Origin of the sequence: Pseudomonas sp. Y39-6 (assembly GCF_023651955.1) — a bacterium.
Lineage (GTDB): Bacteria > Pseudomonadota > Gammaproteobacteria > Pseudomonadales > Pseudomonadaceae > Aquipseudomonas > Aquipseudomonas veronii.
In genome coordinates this window covers 745,757-764,587 of record NZ_CP069594.1, presented here as the reverse complement: position 1 = coordinate 764,587, position 18,831 = coordinate 745,757, and the positions used below count along the sequence as shown (strand labels likewise).

At 58.4% G+C, this 18,831-nt stretch carries 11 protein-coding genes, 2 tRNA genes and 3 rRNA genes; 6 read left to right on the top strand and 10 right to left on the bottom strand.

Annotated features, from left to right (window positions below):
- Nucleotides 1–167: 167 nt before the first annotated feature.
- The 10 genes from JN756_RS03290 to aptA all read right to left on the bottom strand — a co-directional run bounded on the left by JN756_RS03290 (nt 168) and on the right by aptA (nt 12,618).
- Complete coding sequence (locus JN756_RS03290; RefSeq protein WP_057005632.1) at nt 168–2,471, bottom strand: PqiB family protein; 2,304 nt, start codon at nt 2,469–2,471, stop codon at nt 168–170.
- Nucleotides 2,464–3,087: a paraquat-inducible protein A gene (locus tag JN756_RS03285; protein WP_046384829.1), complete on the bottom strand. Its 624-nt coding sequence runs from the start codon at nt 3,085–3,087 to the stop codon at nt 2,464–2,466. The genes JN756_RS03290 and JN756_RS03285 overlap by 8 nt, the downstream gene beginning before the upstream one ends.
- Nucleotides 3,074–3,733: a paraquat-inducible protein A gene (locus JN756_RS03280; RefSeq protein WP_017844516.1), complete on the bottom strand. Its 660-nt coding sequence runs from the start codon at nt 3,731–3,733 to the stop codon at nt 3,074–3,076. The genes JN756_RS03285 and JN756_RS03280 overlap by 14 nt, the downstream gene beginning before the upstream one ends.
- 169 nt (nt 3,734–3,902) lie before the next feature.
- Nucleotides 3,903–4,018: ribosomal RNA gene (rrf, locus tag JN756_RS03275) — 5S ribosomal RNA — on the bottom strand.
- 156 nt (nt 4,019–4,174) lie between these two features.
- A 23S ribosomal RNA gene (locus JN756_RS03270) occupies nt 4,175–7,066 on the bottom strand.
- A 247-nt stretch (nt 7,067–7,313) separates the two neighbouring features.
- A tRNA-Ala gene (locus JN756_RS03265) sits at nt 7,314–7,389 on the bottom strand.
- A gap of 27 nt (nt 7,390–7,416) precedes the next feature.
- Nucleotides 7,417–7,493: transfer RNA gene (locus tag JN756_RS03260), tRNA-Ile, on the bottom strand.
- Nucleotides 7,494–7,575: 82 nt separating this feature from the next.
- Nucleotides 7,576–9,112 (bottom strand): 16S ribosomal RNA (locus tag JN756_RS03255).
- The 16S, 23S and 5S rRNA genes sit together here with 2 tRNA genes alongside, the layout of an rRNA operon.
- A 623-nt stretch (nt 9,113–9,735) precedes the next feature.
- Complete coding sequence (locus tag JN756_RS03250) at nt 9,736–11,229, bottom strand: CoA-acylating methylmalonate-semialdehyde dehydrogenase (RefSeq protein WP_017849625.1); 1,494 nt, start codon at nt 11,227–11,229, stop codon at nt 9,736–9,738.
- A gap of 39 nt (nt 11,230–11,268) precedes the next feature.
- Nucleotides 11,269–12,618 carry an omega-aminotransferase AptA gene (gene aptA, locus JN756_RS03245; RefSeq protein ID WP_017849626.1) on the bottom strand — a complete coding sequence of 450 codons (1,350 nt, stop codon included), beginning with the start codon at nt 12,616–12,618 and terminating at the stop codon, nt 11,269–11,271.
- Between the two features lie 125 nt (nt 12,619–12,743).
- On the opposite strand from aptA, the gene JN756_RS03240 reads away from it, so the two are divergent.
- From JN756_RS03240 to JN756_RS03215, 6 genes are all read left to right on the top strand, one after another.
- On the top strand, nt 12,744–13,664 hold the full coding sequence (locus JN756_RS03240; protein WP_017849627.1) for a LysR family transcriptional regulator: 921 nt from the start codon (nt 12,744–12,746) through the stop codon (nt 13,662–13,664).
- A gap of 88 nt (nt 13,665–13,752) precedes the next feature.
- A complete protein-coding gene (locus JN756_RS03235; RefSeq protein ID WP_046384831.1) occupies nt 13,753–15,144 on the top strand; it encodes a uracil-xanthine permease family protein in 1,392 nt (463 codons plus the stop codon).
- A gap of 87 nt (nt 15,145–15,231) precedes the next feature.
- On the top strand, nt 15,232–15,891 hold the full coding sequence (locus JN756_RS03230; protein WP_017849629.1) for a TetR/AcrR family transcriptional regulator: 660 nt from the start codon (nt 15,232–15,234) through the stop codon (nt 15,889–15,891).
- 12 nt (nt 15,892–15,903) lie between these two features.
- Nucleotides 15,904–16,485, top strand: coding sequence for an IMPACT family protein (locus JN756_RS03225; protein WP_017849630.1), 582 nt, complete (start codon nt 15,904–15,906; stop codon nt 16,483–16,485).
- Between the two features lie 56 nt (nt 16,486–16,541).
- Complete coding sequence (locus tag JN756_RS03220) at nt 16,542–17,228, top strand: SDR family oxidoreductase (protein ID WP_079442758.1); 687 nt, start codon at nt 16,542–16,544, stop codon at nt 17,226–17,228.
- Between the two features lie 172 nt (nt 17,229–17,400).
- Nucleotides 17,401–18,759: an 8-oxoguanine deaminase gene (locus JN756_RS03215; RefSeq protein ID WP_017849632.1), complete on the top strand. Its 1,359-nt coding sequence runs from the start codon at nt 17,401–17,403 to the stop codon at nt 18,757–18,759.
- The last annotated feature ends 72 nt before the right edge of the window (nt 18,760–18,831 follow it).

Below are 18,831 nucleotides of genomic sequence, written 5' to 3'. Positions count from 1 at the left end.
AAAAGGCCGCGATCTTATGGATCGCGGCCTTTTTTGTGGGCTGGGGTTTGGTGGTGTTTTTGAGGGCCTCATCGCGGGCAAGCCCCCTCCCACAAGTGACCGCGTTTATCCTGTAGGAATGCGCTCATCTGTGGGAGGGGGCTTGCCCGCGATAGCCGCGCCTCGGCCTACTTGCCCAGCGGAATCTTAGGCGCCCAGGTCAGCCACTCATCCTCAAACTTATCGAACAGCGGGAAGGTTTGCTGCGGCCGCGCGGCGCTGCCCATGCGTTCGCCATCGGGCGTGGCGAAGGCGATGCCGCCGGCAACCAGGGTTTCCAGGGACTCGGTGCGTACCGTCGCGCCTTTGAACAGGCCGAAGTCGAGACCAAAACCGCTGCTGTTCCAGAAGCGGCTGCCGCTGCGCACCAACGCCGCGTACTTGGGCTCGATCAGGATGTGGATCAGCACGCGGTCAGCGGTCTGGCCCAATTCGTAGCCGGTGACTTTGCCCACAGTGACTTCGCGGTAAGTGACGGGCACGCCTTCTTTGAGCGAACCACGGCGTGCGGCACTCAGTACCAGGCTCAGGCCTGCCTCCTGGTGGACGGCTTCGGGCGGCTGGTCCAACGCGACGAAGCTCTTCTGCGGCCCGGCGTTTTTCAGCGCGGGCAGCACTTCGATGTATTGGCCGGTGACCAGGGTTTCCAGGTTCGAGGTTTTCATCAGGCCCAGTTCCGGCTTGACCACCCAGAACTGGCTGCCGACGCGTGCGATGCGATCCGTCACCTGGGTGATGCGCGCACCGAGCAGCACCGATTGCAGATCGGCGCTGAGGTCGACGCTCTCGATCTTACCGACGTCCAGGCCTTTGAAACGCACCGGGGTGCCGGGGCGCAGGCCGTCGGCGCGGTCGACTTTGATGGTCACCAGGGTGCCACTCTGATTGGCCGCTTCACGATCGGCGAACAGGCGGAAACGTGGGATACGTTTTTTCAGCGGCACGTTCGGTTCCGGCGTTTCAAAGGCGATACCGCCGGACATCAGGCTGGCCAGGGATTCGCTTTTCACCTGGATACCGCCGGTGAGGCCGCCGGTCAGGGTCACGCCGCTGGCGTTCCAGAAACGCGTCGAACCATTGACCAGGTTGGCGTACTCCTTCTCGATATGGACGCCGATCACCAGCTGTTTGTTCTTGCGCGAGAACTGATAGCTCTGCACCGAGCCGACCTTGACCTGCTTGTAGAGGATCGGGCTGCCGACATCCAAGGAGCCGAGGCTGTCGGTGAACAGCACCATGTGCAGGCCAGGGGAACGCAGGTCCAAGGGCGGCGCCTTGGCTCGAGCCACGTATTCCCGTTGGGGCGGAGAACCTTTGTCACCGGGACGAACCGCGATGTAGTTACCTTTGACCAACGCCTCGAGCCCAGTGATACCGGCCAGGGAAATCGACGGCTTGACCACCCAGAACTGGGTGTCCTGTACCAGGTAGTCTTCGGCCAATGGGTCGAGGGTCAGCTCGGCGTTGGCGCTGGACAGGTCCGGGTCGATCTTCAGGGTTTTCAGGCTGCCGACCTGGATGCCTTTGTACATCACCGGGGTGCGCCCGGCCTGCAGGCCTTCGAAGTCGGTGAGTTTGACCTTGACCTTGATGCCGGCGGCGGCGGCGTCGAAGTCTTCATACAGACGGAAGGGCAGGCTCGAGTCGGTCGGCGGGCTGTCCTTGCGATTCTCCGGGGTGGCGAAGGCGATACCGCCGGCGACGATGCTGGAGAGCGATTCGCTGCGCACCTTCACGCCGGAGAGGTTGGCGTCGATGCTGATGCCGCTGGCGTTCCAGAAACGCGTGTGTTTGCGCACCAGGCTGGCGTAGGTCGGTTCGATGTAGACCTTGATCTCGACGGTGCTCTGGTCCTCGGACAACAGGTAGCTTTTGACCTGGCCGACCTGGATCTGCTTGTAGAACACCGGGCTGCCGCGGTTGAGCGAGCCAAGGCGGTCGGCCTTGATGGTCAGGTGCAGGCCTGGCTTGGCGTCGGACAAGGGCGGTTCTTCGGACAGCGCCTTGAATTTGCGTGTGGGCTCACCGTCGCCGGGGCTGGCGGCAATGTAGTTCCCCGACACAAGGGTCTCCAGGCCGGTGATGCCGGCGAGGCTGACGCTGGGTTTGACCAGCCAGAAGCGCGTGTTGGTCTTGAGGTATTGCTCGACGTCCTTGTTCATCTCGATGGTGGCAATCACCCCGCGATTGTTGCCTTCGTCGTCCAGGGCCAGGGTCTTGACCTTGCCCACGGGCATGCCTTTGTAGACTACTTCGGTCTTGTTGACCTGGATGCCTTCGCCGCTTTCGAAGCGTACCTGGATCTCGATGCCTTGCTGAGAATAGGCACGCCAGCCCAACCAACCGCCGATGATCAGGGCGATCAGGGGCAGTACCCAAATAGCCGACCAGTTGGAAGCCGGGCGGGTTTTAGCTTTAGGCAAATCACTCATGGTCGTCGTCCGACTCCGTGTTATCCCAAATCAGTCGGGGATCAAAAGTTACTGCGGCAAGCATCGTCAAGATCACCACACTGGCGAACGCCGCCGCGCCGAGGTTGGCCTCGACACTGGCAAGCCGTCCAAAGTTTACAACCGCCACCAGGATGGCGATCACGAAGATATCCAGCATGGACCAGCGGCCGATGAATTCGATAAAGCGGTACATGATAATCCGTTGTTGCGCGGACAGCGGTTGGTGACGCTGCACCGAGAACAGTAGCAGACCAATACCTACGAGCTTGAACGTCGGCACCAGGATGCTGGCGATGAACACCACGGCGGCGATGGGGAACATGCCGTGCTGCACCAGTTGGATCACGCCGGACATGATGGTACTGGGATCGCCCTGGCCGAGGGAATTGACGGTCATAATCGGTAACAGGTTGGCCGGGATATAGAGAATCGCAGCGGTGATCAGCAAGGCCCAGGTGCGCGTCAGGCTGTTGGGGCGACGGGCATGGACCAGCGCACCGCAACGGGTGCAGGTTTGCTCATCGGTGTCTGGTTCTTGCTTGTTCAATTCGTGGCATTCGGTACAAATCAGAATGCCTGCATCAATCGCCCGCATGATCATCCTCTCCTGACAGTGCTTGCCAGATCTGGTGGGGCGACATCACCACCTCAAGCAGAACCTGAACCATTAATAGGCTGACGAAGCAGACCAGACCCAGGCCAATCGTGATGGAGGCCATGTCGGCGAGCTTTACGATCGCCACCAGGACGCCCATCAGGTACACCTCCAACATCCCCCAATCTCTCAGGTGATGGTAAATGCGGTAGAGCAGCAGCCCGTAACTGCGACCGATGTTCCAGCGGATGCTGAGCAACACCGCCAATTGGCAGAGCAACTTGAGCAGGGGAATACCCATGCTGCACAGGAACACGACGGCAGCGACGCCGCGCATGCCGGTGTCGAACAGGCCGACGACGCCGGTCCACACGGTGTCCTCCGAGGACTGCCCGAGTAGATTGAGCTGCATGATGGGCAAAAAGTTCGCGGGGATGTACAACAATAGCGCTGCCAAGACTAAGGCCAGGCTTCGTTCGACGACGTTGTGGCGATGTGCGTACAGCTCGTAACCGCAGCGCGGGCACTGGGCTTTTTCGCCGAGGGCGAGCACAGGTTTGCGCATCAATAAATCGCACTCATGGCATGCCACCAGGTCGTCCAGGGGTAAATCCGACACCTTGGGGGCATCAACCGGATCGGGCATAGATAGGGCTCGGACGCTAAAAAAGGTTAGGTACCTATTCTAGTGGTCTGGTTCAGAAATAACTGCGCAATTTTGTCGAGTACCGAGGGGGGGCGAGCCACTTGACCCTTTCCGACCGCCCAAAACAAAACCCCTGTCTGCGCGAGCAAACAGGGGTTCTGGAATTTAATCTTGACGATGACCTACTCTCACATGGGGAAACCCCACACTACCATCGGCGATGCATCGTTTCACTGCTGAGTTCGGGATGGGATCAGGTGGTTCCAATGCTCTATGGTCGTCAAGAAATTCGGGTACTGAGTCGTGACCTGTTGGCCTCGCTTCAGCAAATTGGGTATGTGATAGTTTTCGGTGTTTTGTAAGAGTCGAACTTTCGGTTCGTTTCGTCTTCACACACCGCAATCTGGTCTCTTTCGAGTTCGCAAATTGCTTGGGTGTTATATGGTCAAGCCTCACGGGCAATTAGTATTGGTTAGCTCAACGCCTCACAGCGCTTACACACCCAACCTATCAACGTCGTAGTCTTCGACGGCCCTTCAGGGGACTCAAGGTCCCAGTGAGATCTCATCTTGAGGCTAGTTTCCCGCTTAGATGCTTTCAGCGGTTATCTATTCCGAACATAGCTACCCGGCAATGCCACTGGCGTGACAACCGGAACACCAGAGGTTCGTCCACTCCGGTCCTCTCGTACTAGGAGCAGCCCCTCTCAAATCTCAAACGTCCACGGCAGATAGGGACCGAACTGTCTCACGACGTTCTAAACCCAGCTCGCGTACCACTTTAAATGGCGAACAGCCATACCCTTGGGACCGGCTTCAGCCCCAGGATGTGATGAGCCGACATCGAGGTGCCAAACACCGCCGTCGATATGAACTCTTGGGCGGTATCAGCCTGTTATCCCCGGAGTACCTTTTATCCGTTGAGCGATGGCCCTTCCATACAGAACCACCGGATCACTAAGACCTACTTTCGTACCTGCTCGACGTGTCTGTCTCGCAGTCAAGCGCGCTTTTGCCTTTATACTCTACGACCGATTTCCGACCGGTCTGAGCGCACCTTCGTACTCCTCCGTTACTCTTTAGGAGGAGACCGCCCCAGTCAAACTACCCACCATACACTGTCCTCGATCCGGATAACGGACCTGAGTTAGAACCTCAAAGTTGCCAGGGTGGTATTTCAAGGTTGGCTCCACGCGAACTGGCGTCCACGCTTCAAAGCCTCCCACCTATCCTACACAAGCAAATTCAAAGTCCAGTGCAAAGCTATAGTAAAGGTTCACGGGGTCTTTCCGTCTAGCCGCGGATACACTGCATCTTCACAGCGATTTCAATTTCACTGAGTCTCGGGTGGAGACAGCGCCGCCATCGTTACGCCATTCGTGCAGGTCGGAACTTACCCGACAAGGAATTTCGCTACCTTAGGACCGTTATAGTTACGGCCGCCGTTTACCGGGGCTTCGATCAAGAGCTTCGCGTTAGCTAACCCCATCAATTAACCTTCCGGCACCGGGCAGGCGTCACACCCTATACGTCCACTTTCGTGTTTGCAGAGTGCTGTGTTTTTAATAAACAGTCGCAGCGGCCTGGTATCTTCGACCGGCATGAGCTTACGGAGCAAGTCCTTCACCCTCACCGGCGCACCTTCTCCCGAAGTTACGGTGCCATTTTGCCTAGTTCCTTCACCCGAGTTCTCTCAAGCGCCTTGGTATTCTCTACCCAACCACCTGTGTCGGTTTGGGGTACGGTTCCTGGTTACCTGAAGCTTAGAAGCTTTTCTTGGAAGCATGGCATCAACCACTTCGTCATCTAAAAGATGACTCGTCATCAGCTCTCGGCCTTAGAATCCCGGATTTACCTAAGATTCCAGCCTACCACCTTAAACTTGGACAACCAACGCCAAGCTGGCCTAGCCTTCTCCGTCCCTCCATCGCAATAACCAGAAGTACAGGAATATTAACCTGTTTTCCATCGACTACGCTTTTCAGCCTCGCCTTAGGGACCGACTAACCCTGCGTCGATTAACGTTGCGCAGGAAACCTTGGTCTTTCGGCGTGGGTGTTTTTCACACCCATTATCGTTACTCATGTCAGCATTCGCACTTCTGATACCTCCAGCAAGCTTCTCAACTCACCTTCACAGGCTTACAGAACGCTCCTCTACCGCATCACTTACGTGATACCCGTAGCTTCGGTGTATGGTTTGAGCCCCGTTACATCTTCCGCGCAGGCCGACTCGACTAGTGAGCTATTACGCTTTCTTTAAAGGGTGGCTGCTTCTAAGCCAACCTCCTAGCTGTCTAAGCCTTCCCACATCGTTTCCCACTTAACCATAACTTTGGGACCTTAGCTGACGGTCTGGGTTGTTTCCCTTTTCACGACGGACGTTAGCACCCGCCGTGTGTCTCCCATGCTCGGCACTTGTAGGTATTCGGAGTTTGCATCGGTTTGGTAAGTCGGGATGACCCCCTAGCCGAAACAGTGCTCTACCCCCTACAGTGATACATGAGGCGCTACCTAAATAGCTTTCGAGGAGAACCAGCTATCTCCGAGCTTGATTAGCCTTTCACTCCGATCCACAGGTCATCCGCTAACTTTTCAACGGTAGTCGGTTCGGTCCTCCAGTTAGTGTTACCCAACCTTCAACCTGCCCATGGATAGATCGCCCGGTTTCGGGTCTATTCCCAGCGACTAGACGCCCTATTAAGACTCGCTTTCGCTACGCCTCCCCTATTCGGTTAAGCTCGCCACTGAAAATAAGTCGCTGACCCATTATACAAAAGGTACGCAGTCACCTAACAAAGTAGGCTCCCACTGCTTGTACGCATACGGTTTCAGGATCTATTTCACTCCCCTCTCCGGGGTTCTTTTCGCCTTTCCCTCACGGTACTAGTTCACTATCGGTCAGTCAGTAGTATTTAGCCTTGGAGGATGGTCCCCCCATATTCAGACAAAGTTTCTCGTGCTCCGTCCTACTCGATTTCATGACTAAGAGATTTTCGCGTACAGGGCTATCACCCACTATGGCCGCACTTTCCAGAGCGTTCCGCTAATCTCAAAGCCACTTAAGGGCTAGTCCCCGTTCGCTCGCCACTACTAAGGGAATCTCGGTTGATTTCTTTTCCTCAGGGTACTTAGATGTTTCAGTTCCCCTGGTTCGCCCCTTACACCTATGTATTCAGTGTAAGGTAACCATCTTATGATGGCTGGGTTCCCCCATTCAGAGATCTCCGGATCAAAGTCTGTTTGCCGACTCCCCGAAGCTTTTCGCAGGCTACCACGTCTTTCATCGCCTCTGACTGCCAAGGCATCCACCGTATGCGCTTCTTCACTTGACCATATAACCCCAAGCAATCTGGTTATACTGTGAAGACGACATTCGCCGAAAATTCGAATTTCTCAATTAAGAGAACTCACAAATTTTACCTTAGCCTGATCCGTTACCAGTGAAAGTAACGTTCAGTCTATCTTTCTATCACATACCCAAATTTTTAAAGAACGATCTAATCAAAGACTAGAAATCAACATTCACCATCATCACGATGGAATGCTCATTTCTAAGCTTTCAAACTTCAGAAGCAGTAGTGGTGGAGCCAAACGGGATCGAACCGTTGACCTCCTGCGTGCAAGGCAGGCGCTCTCCCAGCTGAGCTATGGCCCCGTATTTCTACAGGTTCCCACACAAAATTGGTGGGTCTGGGCAGATTCGAACTGCCGACCTCACCCTTATCAGGGGTGCGCTCTAACCAACTGAGCTACAGACCCAATTTCGGGCTGCTTCTTATCGTCTTCTTCAATGAATCAAGCAATTCGTGTGGGAACTTATGGAGCAGCTGATGTCGTCGATTAAGGAGGTGATCCAGCCGCAGGTTCCCCTACGGCTACCTTGTTACGACTTCACCCCAGTCATGAATCACACCGTGGTAACCGTCCCCCCGAAGGTTAGACTAGCTACTTCTGGTGCAACCCACTCCCATGGTGTGACGGGCGGTGTGTACAAGGCCCGGGAACGTATTCACCGCGACATTCTGATTCGCGATTACTAGCGATTCCGACTTCACGCAGTCGAGTTGCAGACTGCGATCCGGACTACGATCGGTTTTCTGGGATTAGCTCCACCTCGCGGCTTGGCAACCCTCTGTACCGACCATTGTAGCACGTGTGTAGCCCAGGCCGTAAGGGCCATGATGACTTGACGTCATCCCCACCTTCCTCCGGTTTGTCACCGGCAGTCTCCTTAGAGTGCCCACCATTACGTGCTGGTAACTAAGGACAAGGGTTGCGCTCGTTACGGGACTTAACCCAACATCTCACGACACGAGCTGACGACAGCCATGCAGCACCTGTCTCAATGTTCCCGAAGGCACCAATCTATCTCTAGAAAGTTCATTGGATGTCAAGGCCTGGTAAGGTTCTTCGCGTTGCTTCGAATTAAACCACATGCTCCACCGCTTGTGCGGGCCCCCGTCAATTCATTTGAGTTTTAACCTTGCGGCCGTACTCCCCAGGCGGTCAACTTAATGCGTTAGCTGCGCCACTAAGAGCTCAAGGCTCCCAACGGCTAGTTGACATCGTTTACGGCGTGGACTACCAGGGTATCTAATCCTGTTTGCTCCCCACGCTTTCGCACCTCAGTGTCAGTATCAGTCCAGGTGGTCGCCTTCGCCACTGGTGTTCCTTCCTATATCTACGCATTTCACCGCTACACAGGAAATTCCACCACCCTCTACCATACTCTAGTCAGTCAGTTTTGAATGCAGTTCCCAGGTTGAGCCCGGGGATTTCACATCCAACTTAACTAACCACCTACGCGCGCTTTACGCCCAGTAATTCCGATTAACGCTTGCACCCTCTGTATTACCGCGGCTGCTGGCACAGAGTTAGCCGGTGCTTATTCTGTCGGTAACGTCAAAACAATCACGTATTAGGTAACTGCCCTTCCTCCCAACTTAAAGTGCTTTACAATCCGAAGACCTTCTTCACACACGCGGCATGGCTGGATCAGGCTTTCGCCCATTGTCCAATATTCCCCACTGCTGCCTCCCGTAGGAGTCTGGACCGTGTCTCAGTTCCAGTGTGACTGATCATCCTCTCAGACCAGTTACGGATCGTCGCCTTGGTGAGCCATTACCTCACCAACTAGCTAATCCGACCTAGGCTCATCTGATAGCGCAAGGCCCGAAGGTCCCCTGCTTTCTCCCGTAGGACGTATGCGGTATTAGCGTCCGTTTCCGAACGTTATCCCCCACTACCAGGCAGATTCCTAGGCATTACTCACCCGTCCGCCGCTCTCAAGAGAAGCAAGCTTCTCTCTACCGCTCGACTTGCATGTGTTAGGCCTGCCGCCAGCGTTCAATCTGAGCCATGATCAAACTCTTCAGTTCAAACATCTTTGGGTTTTTAAGAAACCCTAAACTTGGCTCAGCAATCGTTGGTTACATCTTTGATTTCTCGCGGAGTAACTTGTGATGCTGATAATCTTGTTGACTATCAGTCTGACTCCACAAGCACCCACACGAATTGCTTGATTCAGTTGTTAAAGAGCGGTTGGTTAAGATCTTTCGTCTCAACCGAGGCGCGCATTCTACAGCAGCCTCATTTGCTGTCAAGTGATTATTTTCAGAAGTTTTCAAAGTTTCCTTTGTAACTTCAACCACTTGCGCTTCCGATCTCTCGTTAGCGGGAGGCGAATTCTACAGCGTTACACGCTGCTGTCAACACCTCTTTTTCTCCGCTTTCGACCGAGAAGATCGAAACGTTAATAGAGCCAAACAACATTGCTCTACCAACTCCTTCCAGGCTTCGATGAACTGAAGCAGGTCGCTGTCGAATCTTGCGTAACTCTTTGTTTACCAAGGAGTTTTCCGCTTCGACTGCGCCGGAAGTGGGGCGAATTATAGACATCCAGGATTTGCCGTCAACACCTTTCTTCACAATTCTGTCATATCGGTCAAAAAGGCCGCAAAAACGCGAAAGCCGGCCCCAAGGGGCCGGCTTTCAACGCGTCTTACAAGCTTGGGAAGGCAAACTGTGACGCTTCATGACTGGCCCGTTGCGGCCAGCGCTGGGTAATGGCCTTGCGCCGGGTATAGAAACGCACGCCATCCGGCCCGTAAGCATGCAAGTCGCCAAACAGCGAGCGCTTCCAGCCGCCAAAGCTGTGGTAGGCCACCGGCACCGGCAGTGGAACGTTCACACCGACCATGCCCACTTCAATCTCGTCACAGAACAGACGCGCCGCTTCACCGTCACGGGTGAAGATGCATGTGCCGTTGCCATACTCGTGATCGTTGATCAGTTGCATCGCCGCTTCCAGGCTATTGACCCGCACCACGCACAACACCGGCCCGAAGATCTCTTCTTTATAGATACGCATCTGCGGCGTCACGCGGTCAAACAAACTGCCACCGAGGAAGAACCCCTGCTCATGCCCGGCAACGCTCAAGCCACGACCATCGACCACCAGCTCAGCGCCCGCCGCCACACCGTCTTCTATATAGCCGCTGACCTTATCCCGCGCCTGGCCGGTGACCAGCGGCCCCATATCCAGGCCGCACGAGGTGCCCGCGCCAATCTTCAGCGCCTTGACCTGCGGCACCAACTTGGCGATCAATGCATCCGCCACCTGATCACCCACACACACCGCCACCGAGATCGCCATGCAACGCTCGCCGCAGGAACCGTAGGCCGCGCCCATCAAGGCACTGACCGCATTATCCAGATCGGCATCCGGCATCAGCACCGCATGGTTCTTCGCGCCGCCCAGCGCTTGCACGCGTTTGCCGCGCTTGGTCGCTTCGGCATAGATGTACTCGGCAATCGGCGTCGAGCCCACAAAGCTCAAGGCCTTGACCTCCGGCGCCTCGATCAGCGCATCCACCGCGCCCTTGTCGCCATGCACCACGCTCAGCACGCCCTTAGGCAGGCCGGCCTCCTGCAGCAATTGCGCGATCAGCAACGTCGAACTCGGATCACGCTCCGACGGTTTGAGGATAAAGCAGTTGCCGCAGACGATCGCCAGCGGGTACATCCACAACGGCACCATCGCCGGGAAGTTGAACGGGGTAATCCCGGCCACTACGCCCAACGGCTGGAAATCCGACCAGGCATCGATGTTCGGCCCCACATTGCGGCTGTACTCGCCCTTGAGAATTTCCGGCGCCGAGCACGCATACTCCACGTTCTCGATGCCACGCTTCAATTCCCCCGCCGCGTCTTCCAGGGTCTTGCCGTGCTCCTCGCTGATCAACTGCGAGATGCGCGCTTCGTTCTGCTCCAGCAACTGCTTGAAACGGTACATCACCTGGGCACGCCTGGCCGCTGGCGTATTACGCCAGGCCGGGAATGCGGCCTTGGCCGAGTCGATCGCGCGCTGGATGGTTTCGCGACTGGCCAGCGGCACCTGGTGAATCACCTGGCCGGTGGACGGGTTGTACACATCGGCAGTGCGACCGGATTCGCTGACCAATTGGCCGTCGATCAAATGCTGGATAAGGCTCATGCAGGGCTCCTGAAAAGTTGTTCTATATAGAAGGAGAAATCAGTCGATCTTGTTCAGCACTTCGCCGACGGCATCGAACAGGCGATCCAGGTCCTGCGGCTTGCTGTTGAAGGTTGGCCCGAACTGCAGGGTGTCGCCGCCAAAACGCACGTAGAAACCGGCTTTCCACAAGGCCATGCCAGCCTCGAACGGACGCACGATGGCATCACCGTCACGCGGGGCAATCTGGATCGCGCCGGCCAGACCGTAGTTGCGGATGTCGATCACGTTCTTGCTGCCCTTCAAACCATGCAGCGCATTCTCAAAGTGCGGAGCGACTTCGGCTACGCTCTGCACCAGGTTTTCCTTCTGCAGCAGGTCCAATGCCGCCAGGCCAGCCGCGCAGGCTACCGGATGTGCCGAGTAGGTGTAGCCGTGGGGGAATTCCACCGCGTATTCCGGCGTCGCCTGGTTCATGAAGGTCTGATAGATCTCGCTGCTGGCAATCACCGCGCCCATCGGGATCGCACCGTTGGTGACTTGCTTGGCGATGCACATCAGGTCCGGGGTCACGCCGAAGCTGTCGGCGCCGAACATCGAGCCGGTACGGCCGAAACCGGTGATCACTTCGTCGAACACCAACAGGATGTTGTGCTGGTCGCAGATTTCACGCAGACGCTTGAGGTAACCCTGTGGCGGAACCAACACGCCAGCGGAGCCGGCCATCGGCTCGACAAAAACGGCAGCGATGTTCGACGCGTCGTGCAACTCGATCAACTTGAGCAGTTCATCGGCCAGGGCAATACCGCCCTGCTCCGGCATGCCGCGCGAGAACGCATTGCTCGCCAGCAAGGTGTGAGGCAGATGGTCAACATCCATCATCGCCTGACCAAACATCTTACGGTTGCCGTTGACGCCGCCCAGGCTGGTGCCGGCGATGTTCACCCCGTGATAGCCACGGGCGCGGCCGATCATCTTGGTCTTGGTAGACTGGCCTTTTAGGCGCCAGTACGCACGCACCATCTTCACCGCCGTATCGGCGCACTCGGAACCGGAGTCGGTGAAGAACACATGGTTGAGGTTACCCGGGGTCAGGTCGGTGATTTTTTCCGCCAGTTGAAACGACAGCGGATGACCGTATTGGAAGCCCGGCGAGTAGTCCAGCGTGCCCAGTTGCTTGGCGACCGCTTCCTGGATTTCCTTGCGGGTGTGCCCGGCGCCGCAGGTCCACAGCCCCGACAACGAATCGTAGACCTTGCGGCCCTTGTCATCGGTCAACCAGCTGCCTTCGGCGGCCACGATCAGGCGAGGGTCACGCTGGAAGTTACGGTTGGCGGTGTAAGGCATCCAGTGAGCGTCCAACTTCAGTTGGCTGGCCAGGGACGAAGGGGCGTTTTCGGACATGTTCATCAGCAAAACCTCGCAAGGCAAAAAGCAGCGCCGGGATTGAAAAGCGTTCTTGCAGCTAAATTGCCACGGGGATAAAGTCTGTGAAATCCAACTCTTCTAACCTTCAGTCAGGCCCCGACTAAACTATGAGCATTCGTCGACCCGACCCCCTGGCCCAAGTCAGCGACTTCGATATTCGCCTGCTGCGCATCTTTCGCAGCGTGGTGGAGTGTGGCGGCTTCTCGGCGGCGGAGACCGTGCTCGGCATCGGCCGCTCGGCCATCAGCCAGCAAATGAGCGATCTGGAGCAACGCCTGGGATTGCGCCTGTGCCAGCGCGGGCGTGCCGGATTCTCGCTGACCGAGGAAGGCCGCGAGGTCTATCAGTCGGCACTGCAACTCTTGAGCGCCCTGGAAAGCTTTCGCACCGAGGTCAACGGCCTGCACCAGCATTTGCGCGGCGAACTGATCATCGGCCTCACCGACAACCTCGTCACCCTGCCCCACATGCGTATCACCCATGCCCTGGCGCAATTGAAGGAACGCGGCCCGGACGTGCAGATCCAGATCCGCATGATTGCCCCCAATGAAGTGGAACAAGGCGTGCTCGACGGCCGCCTGCATGTCGGCGTGGTGCCCCAGGCCAGCGCGCTGTCCGGCCTGGAATACCAGGCGCTGTACAGCGAACGCTCGCTGCTCTACTGCGCCGTCGGCCACCCGCTGTTCTATGCCGACGACAAGCAGTTGGAGGATGGACGCATCGACGACCAGGATGCGATCGCCCCCACCTTCCGCCTGCCCGCCGAGATCCAGGCCCACTACCAGGCCCTCAACTGCACCGCCAGCGCTTCGGACCGCGAAGGCATGGCGTTCCTGATCCTCACCGGCCGCTACATCGGCTACCTGCCCGATCACTACGCCAGCCTGTGGGTGCAACAAGGCCGACTACGCGCGCTGAAACCGGCTACACGTTTTTACGATTTAAGCCTGGCATCGGTCACGCGCAAGGGGCGGCGCCCTCATTTGGTGCTGGAAAGTTTCCTCGACAGCCTGGCGGCAACCCGCTAATTCGGGCCTCGCACAAAAAGCTGAGCAAGTGGACAGCTTTTTGCAAGGGCACTAGGACCTAGAACCGTCCGACTCGAGTTTGCCCGCCATGCCACCAGAAACGTCCAGCCCCAGCGACCTGATCTACGGCCTCAACGACCGCCCAAAACCCCTGCCCGCCCTACTGGCCGCCCTGCAACATGTATTGGCCGCCTTCGTCGGCATCATCACGCCGCCGCTGATCATCGGCTCGACCCTGGGCCTGGCGGCTCACCTGCCGTACCTGATCAGCATGGCGCTGATGGTGTCCGGTGTCGGCACCTTCATCCAGGCGCGTAGGCCGTTTGGCATCGGCGCCGGCATGATCTGCCTGCAGGGCACCAGCTTTGCGTTTCTCGGCGCCGTGCTGTCGGCGGGCTTCCTGGTCAAGCAACGCGGCGGCAGCCCGGAAGACATCCTGGCGATGATCTTCGGCGTGTGCTTTTTCGGCGCCGCCGTACAAATCGTGCTGAGCCGTTTTATCGGGCAACTGCGCCGGGTGATCACGCCGCTGGTCACCGGCATCGTGATTACCCTGATCGGCATCAGCCTGATCAAAGTGGGTATCACCGACCTCGGCGGCGGGTTCAATGCCGCCGATTTCGGCGCGCCCATCAACCTGGCACTGGGCCTGTTCGTGGTGTTGACGATCATCCTGCTCAACCGCTCGAACACACCCTGGGTACGCCTCTCGGCGATCATCATCGGCCTGGCCCTCGGCAGCCTCGCGGCCTGGTTCAGCGGCAAACTGGTGCCCCAGGCCCTGCCCGACCTGCCGTTGATCAGCCTGCCGATGCCGTTTCGTTATGGTTTCAACTTCGACTGGAGCGCCTTCCTACCCATCGCGCTGATTTATCTGATCAGCAGCATCGAAACCGTGGGTGACCTCACCGCCAACTGCATGATCGCCCGCCAGCCCATCAGCGGCCCGTCTTATATAAACCGGCTCAAGGGCGGCGTACTCGGCGACGGGGTGAGCTGCATGATCGCCGCCACCTTCAGCGCGTTCCCCAACACCACGTTCGCCCAGAACAATGGCGTGATCCAACTCACCGGTGTGGCCAGCCGCTATGTCGGCCTGTACATCGGCGTGGTGCTGTTTTGCCTCGGCTTGTTTCCATCGATCGGCGCGGTGCTGCAGCAAATCCCCAAACCGGTATTGGGCGGCGCGACCCTGGTGATGTTCGGCAGCGTGGCGGCGGCCGGCGTGCGTATTCTCGCCCAGGCGCCGCTGGACCGACGCAGCATGCTGATCATCGCCACCTCGTTCGGCGTCGGCCTGGGCATTGCCGCCCAACCGAACCTACTGCACTTGATGCCGACGCTGGTGCAAAACCTGTTCGACTCGGCCATCACCAGCGGCGGGCTGACCGCCATCGCATTGTGCCTGTTACTGCCGGAAGCCAAAGCGAGCCCCGCAGCAAACGGCGCGCCACATGGCGATACGCTGGAACCGCTTTGAGGGTTTTATTGCATCAGGACTTGTCTGAGGCTTGAGGGTGGGTTATCTGTGCATACATCGTCTCTATCGATCAGCACGGAAACCTCCATGAGCCTCGAAGTTCCTGCCCACAGCACCCACGCCGGGAAGCCCGCCAGCCGCATTCGGCAAAAGAACGAGCAAGCGATTCTTCAAGCGGCCGAAGACGAGTTCGCGCGTCACGGCTACAAGGGCACCAGCATGAACACCATCGCTGCCAGCGCCGGGTTGCCGAAGGCCAACTTGCACTACTACTTCACCAACAAGATGGGCCTGTACGTCGCGGTGCTCAGCAATATCCTCGAACTGTGGGACAGCACCTTCAACGCGCTGACCGCCGAGGACGACCCGGCCGTGGCCCTCACCCGCTACATCCGCACCAAGATGGAGTTTTCCCGACGACAGCCCCAGGCCTCGCGGATCTTCGCCATGGAGATCATCAGCGGCGGCGAATGCCTTACCGAATACTTCGGCCAGGACTACCGCGCCTGGTTCAGTGGCCGGGCGGCCGTGTTCCAGGCCTGGATCGATGCTGGCAAGATGGACCCCATCGACCCCGTCCACCTGATCTTCCTGCTGTGGGGCAGCACCCAGCACTATGCCGACTTCGCCAGCCAGATCTGCCGCGTCACCGGGCGCACCAAGTTGACCAAACAAGATATGGAAGACGCCGGCACCAACCTGATCCACATCATTCTCAAAGGCTGTGGCATCAAGCCCGCCCTCTAGACGACACCGCCTATGCCTTTCACCCTCACCGGCCTTTGCGAATTCCGCGAAGAAATTCGCAAAAGCCGCTTCATCACCCTGGCCGCACCGATCACCAGCGCGCAAGAAGCCCAGGCGTTCATCGAGCAGCACAGCGACCTGAACGCCACGCACAATTGCTGGGCCTGGAAACTCGCCGACCAGTACCGCAGCAACGACGACGGCGAACCTGGCGGCACCGCCGGGCGACCGATCCTCGCCGCCATCGAGGCCCAGGGCTTCGATCAGGTGGTGGTGCTGGTGATTCGCTGGTACGGCGGCATCCAACTGGGCACCGGCGGGCTGGCGCGGGCGTATGGCGGCGGCGCGAACAAATGCCTGCAAACCGCCGAGCGCATCGAGCTGATCAGCCGCGTGCCGTTGAGCTGCGACTGCGGGTTTTCCGAACTGAACCTGGTCAAGTTGCGGGTCGCCGAACTCGGCGGGCTGGTACTGGAGGAACACTTCACCGCCAACGGCGTGGAGCTGCAACTGGCCCTGGGCGAAGCACACATCGACACCCTGCAAAACCAGCTTGCCGACCTGAGCCGGGGGCGTATCCTGCTGCAACGTTGAAACTGCTAATGTTGTTCGCTGAACGCCCTGAACCGCGACGTCAAAGGAAGCTCTGCATGTCTACGCCAAAAACCGCACTGATCATCGGCGCCTCACGCGGGCTGGGCCTTGGCCTGGTCAAGCAATTGCTCAAGGATGGCTGGGACGTGACCGCCACCGTGCGTGACCCGAACAAGGCCGACGCCCTGAAAGCCGTGGGCCCGGTACAGATCGAGAAACTCGACATGGACGATCAGCAAGCTGTGATCGCCCTGAGCCAGCGCCTCAAGGAACGGACATTCGACCTGCTGTTCGTCAACGCCGGCGTCAAGGGCCCGGCGAACCAGGAACCTGGCCACGCCACCCTGGCGGAAGTCGGCCAGTTGTTCTTCACCAACGCCGTGGCGCCGATCAACCTGGCCCAGCGCTTTGTCGGGCAGATCCGCAAAGATTCCGGCGTGCTGGCGTTCATGAGTTCAGTCCTGGGCAGCGTGACCATCCCTGACGGTTCCGAGCTGGCGCTCTACAAGGCGAGCAAGGCCGCCCTCAACTCGATGACCAACAGCTTCATCACCCAACTCGGCGAGCAAAAAATGACCGTGCTTTCCCTGCACCCGGGTTGGGTGAAGACCGACATGGGCGGCGAAAACGCACTCATCGACGTCGAGACCAGCGTGCGCGGCCTGCTCGATCAGGTAAATGCCTACACCGGCAAAGGCGGCCACCACTTCGTGGACTACCGAGGCCATACCATTCCCTGGTAAGCCGCCATCAAAGGTGGGAACACGCTTCTCGAAAGCAGCGCGTTCCTACCGGTAGACCGGATCTAGAACTACACGTAATCTAGCCACCTCGCCTTCACTGGCGACCCTGGATCAGCAGACAGGGCAACACTGAGCTGGCAAACCTGAACCCATCATTCAGAGGAGCCGGCCCATGCCTGCGACCCGTATCTGGTTAAAAAACCCCCTCGCGATTTTCACTGCCAATGGCCTCGATGCCCGTGGCGGCCTGGTGCTGCAAGACGGTGTGATCAGCGAACTGCTGGGCATCGGGCAAGCGCCTGCACAGCCCTGTACGCAGGTGTTCGACGCCCGCGAACATGTGGTCCTGCCGGGGCTGATCAATACCCATCATCACTTCTACCAGACCCTGACTCGCGCCTGGGCGCCGGTGGTCAATCAGCCGTTGTTCCCGTGGCTGAAGACCCTGTACCCGGTGTGGGCGCGGCTGACCCCGGAAAAACTCGCCCTGGCCAGCAAAGTCGCGTTGGCGGAATTGCTGCTCTCGGGCTGCACCACGGCGGCAGACCACCACTACCTCTTCCCGGACGGCCTGGAACATGCCATCGACGTGCAAGTCGACGTGGTGCGCGAACTGGGCATGCGCGCCATGCTCACTCGCGGCTCCATGAGCCTGGGCGAAGCCGACGGTGGCTTGCCGCCGCAGCAAACCGTGCAACAGGGCGCGGTGATTCTGGACGATAGCCAGCGCCTGATCCGCCAGTACCACGAACGCGGCGACGGCGCGCAGATCCAGATCGCCCTGGCGCCCTGCTCGCCGTTTTCCGTCACCCCGCAAATCATGCAAGCCAGCGCCGAACTGGCCGCGAGCCTCGACGTGCGCCTGCACACGCACCTGGCGGAAACCCTCGACGAGGAAGACTTCTGCCTGCAACGCTTCGGCCTACGCACCGTGGACTACCTCGACAGCGTCGGCTGGCTCGGCCCGCGCACCTGGCTGGCCCACGGCATTCACTTCAACCCGGATGAAATCGCCCGCCTGGGCGCCGCCGGCACCGGGATCTGCCATTGCCCAAGCTCGAACATGCGCCTGGCCTCCGGCATCTGCCCGACCCTGGACCTGCTCGCCGCCGGTGCCCCGATCGGCCTGGGCGTGGACGGTTCGGCCTCCAACGATGCGTCGAACATGATCCTCGAAGCCCGCCAGGCGCTGTACATCCAGCGCCTGCGTTATGGCGCGGAAAAAATCACCCCGCAAGGCGTGCTGGGCTGGGCGACCAAAGGCTCGGCGCAGTTGCTCGGTCGTTCGGATATCGGTGAGTTAGCCGTAGGAAAGCAGGCCGATCTGGCGCTGTTCAAGCTGGACGAACTGCGCTTCTCCGGCAGTCACGATCCGATTTCGGCGTTGCTGTTGTGCGGCGCCGACCGGGCCGACCGGGTGATGATCGGCGGGCAATGGCGGGTGATCGACGGCCAGGTCGAGGGCCTCGACCTCAAAGGCTTGATTGCCGATCACAGCCAGGCCGCCCGTAACCTGATCAATCCCTTGTAGGAGCGAGCTCGCTCGCGAAAAACGTCAACGCTAACGCAGGTGTTCTGATTCACACGGCGCTCTCAGATTGTT

What these genes read in the sequence shown, in the direction of transcription:
- JN756_RS03290 (WP_057005632.1), bottom strand. Translation starts at nt 2,471, where the DNA reads ATGAGTGATTTGCCTAAAGCTAAAACCCGCCCGGCTTCCAACTGGTCG.
- JN756_RS03285 (WP_046384829.1), bottom strand. Translation starts at nt 3,087, where the DNA reads ATGCGGGCGATTGATGCAGGCATTCTGATTTGTACCGAATGCCACGAA.
- JN756_RS03280 (WP_017844516.1), bottom strand. Translation starts at nt 3,733, where the DNA reads ATGCCCGATCCGGTTGATGCCCCCAAGGTGTCGGATTTACCCCTGGAC.
- JN756_RS03250 (WP_017849625.1), bottom strand. Translation starts at nt 11,229, where the DNA reads ATGAGCCTTATCCAGCATTTGATCGACGGCCAATTGGTCAGCGAATCC.
- aptA (WP_017849626.1), bottom strand. Translation starts at nt 12,618, where the DNA reads ATGAACATGTCCGAAAACGCCCCTTCGTCCCTGGCCAGCCAACTGAAG.
- JN756_RS03240 (WP_017849627.1), top strand. Translation starts at nt 12,744, where the DNA reads ATGAGCATTCGTCGACCCGACCCCCTGGCCCAAGTCAGCGACTTCGAT.
- JN756_RS03235 (WP_046384831.1), top strand. Translation starts at nt 13,753, where the DNA reads ATGCCACCAGAAACGTCCAGCCCCAGCGACCTGATCTACGGCCTCAAC.
- JN756_RS03230 (WP_017849629.1), top strand. Translation starts at nt 15,232, where the DNA reads ATGAGCCTCGAAGTTCCTGCCCACAGCACCCACGCCGGGAAGCCCGCC.
- JN756_RS03225 (WP_017849630.1), top strand. Translation starts at nt 15,904, where the DNA reads ATGCCTTTCACCCTCACCGGCCTTTGCGAATTCCGCGAAGAAATTCGC.
- JN756_RS03220 (WP_079442758.1), top strand. Translation starts at nt 16,542, where the DNA reads ATGTCTACGCCAAAAACCGCACTGATCATCGGCGCCTCACGCGGGCTG.
- JN756_RS03215 (WP_017849632.1), top strand. Translation starts at nt 17,401, where the DNA reads ATGCCTGCGACCCGTATCTGGTTAAAAAACCCCCTCGCGATTTTCACT.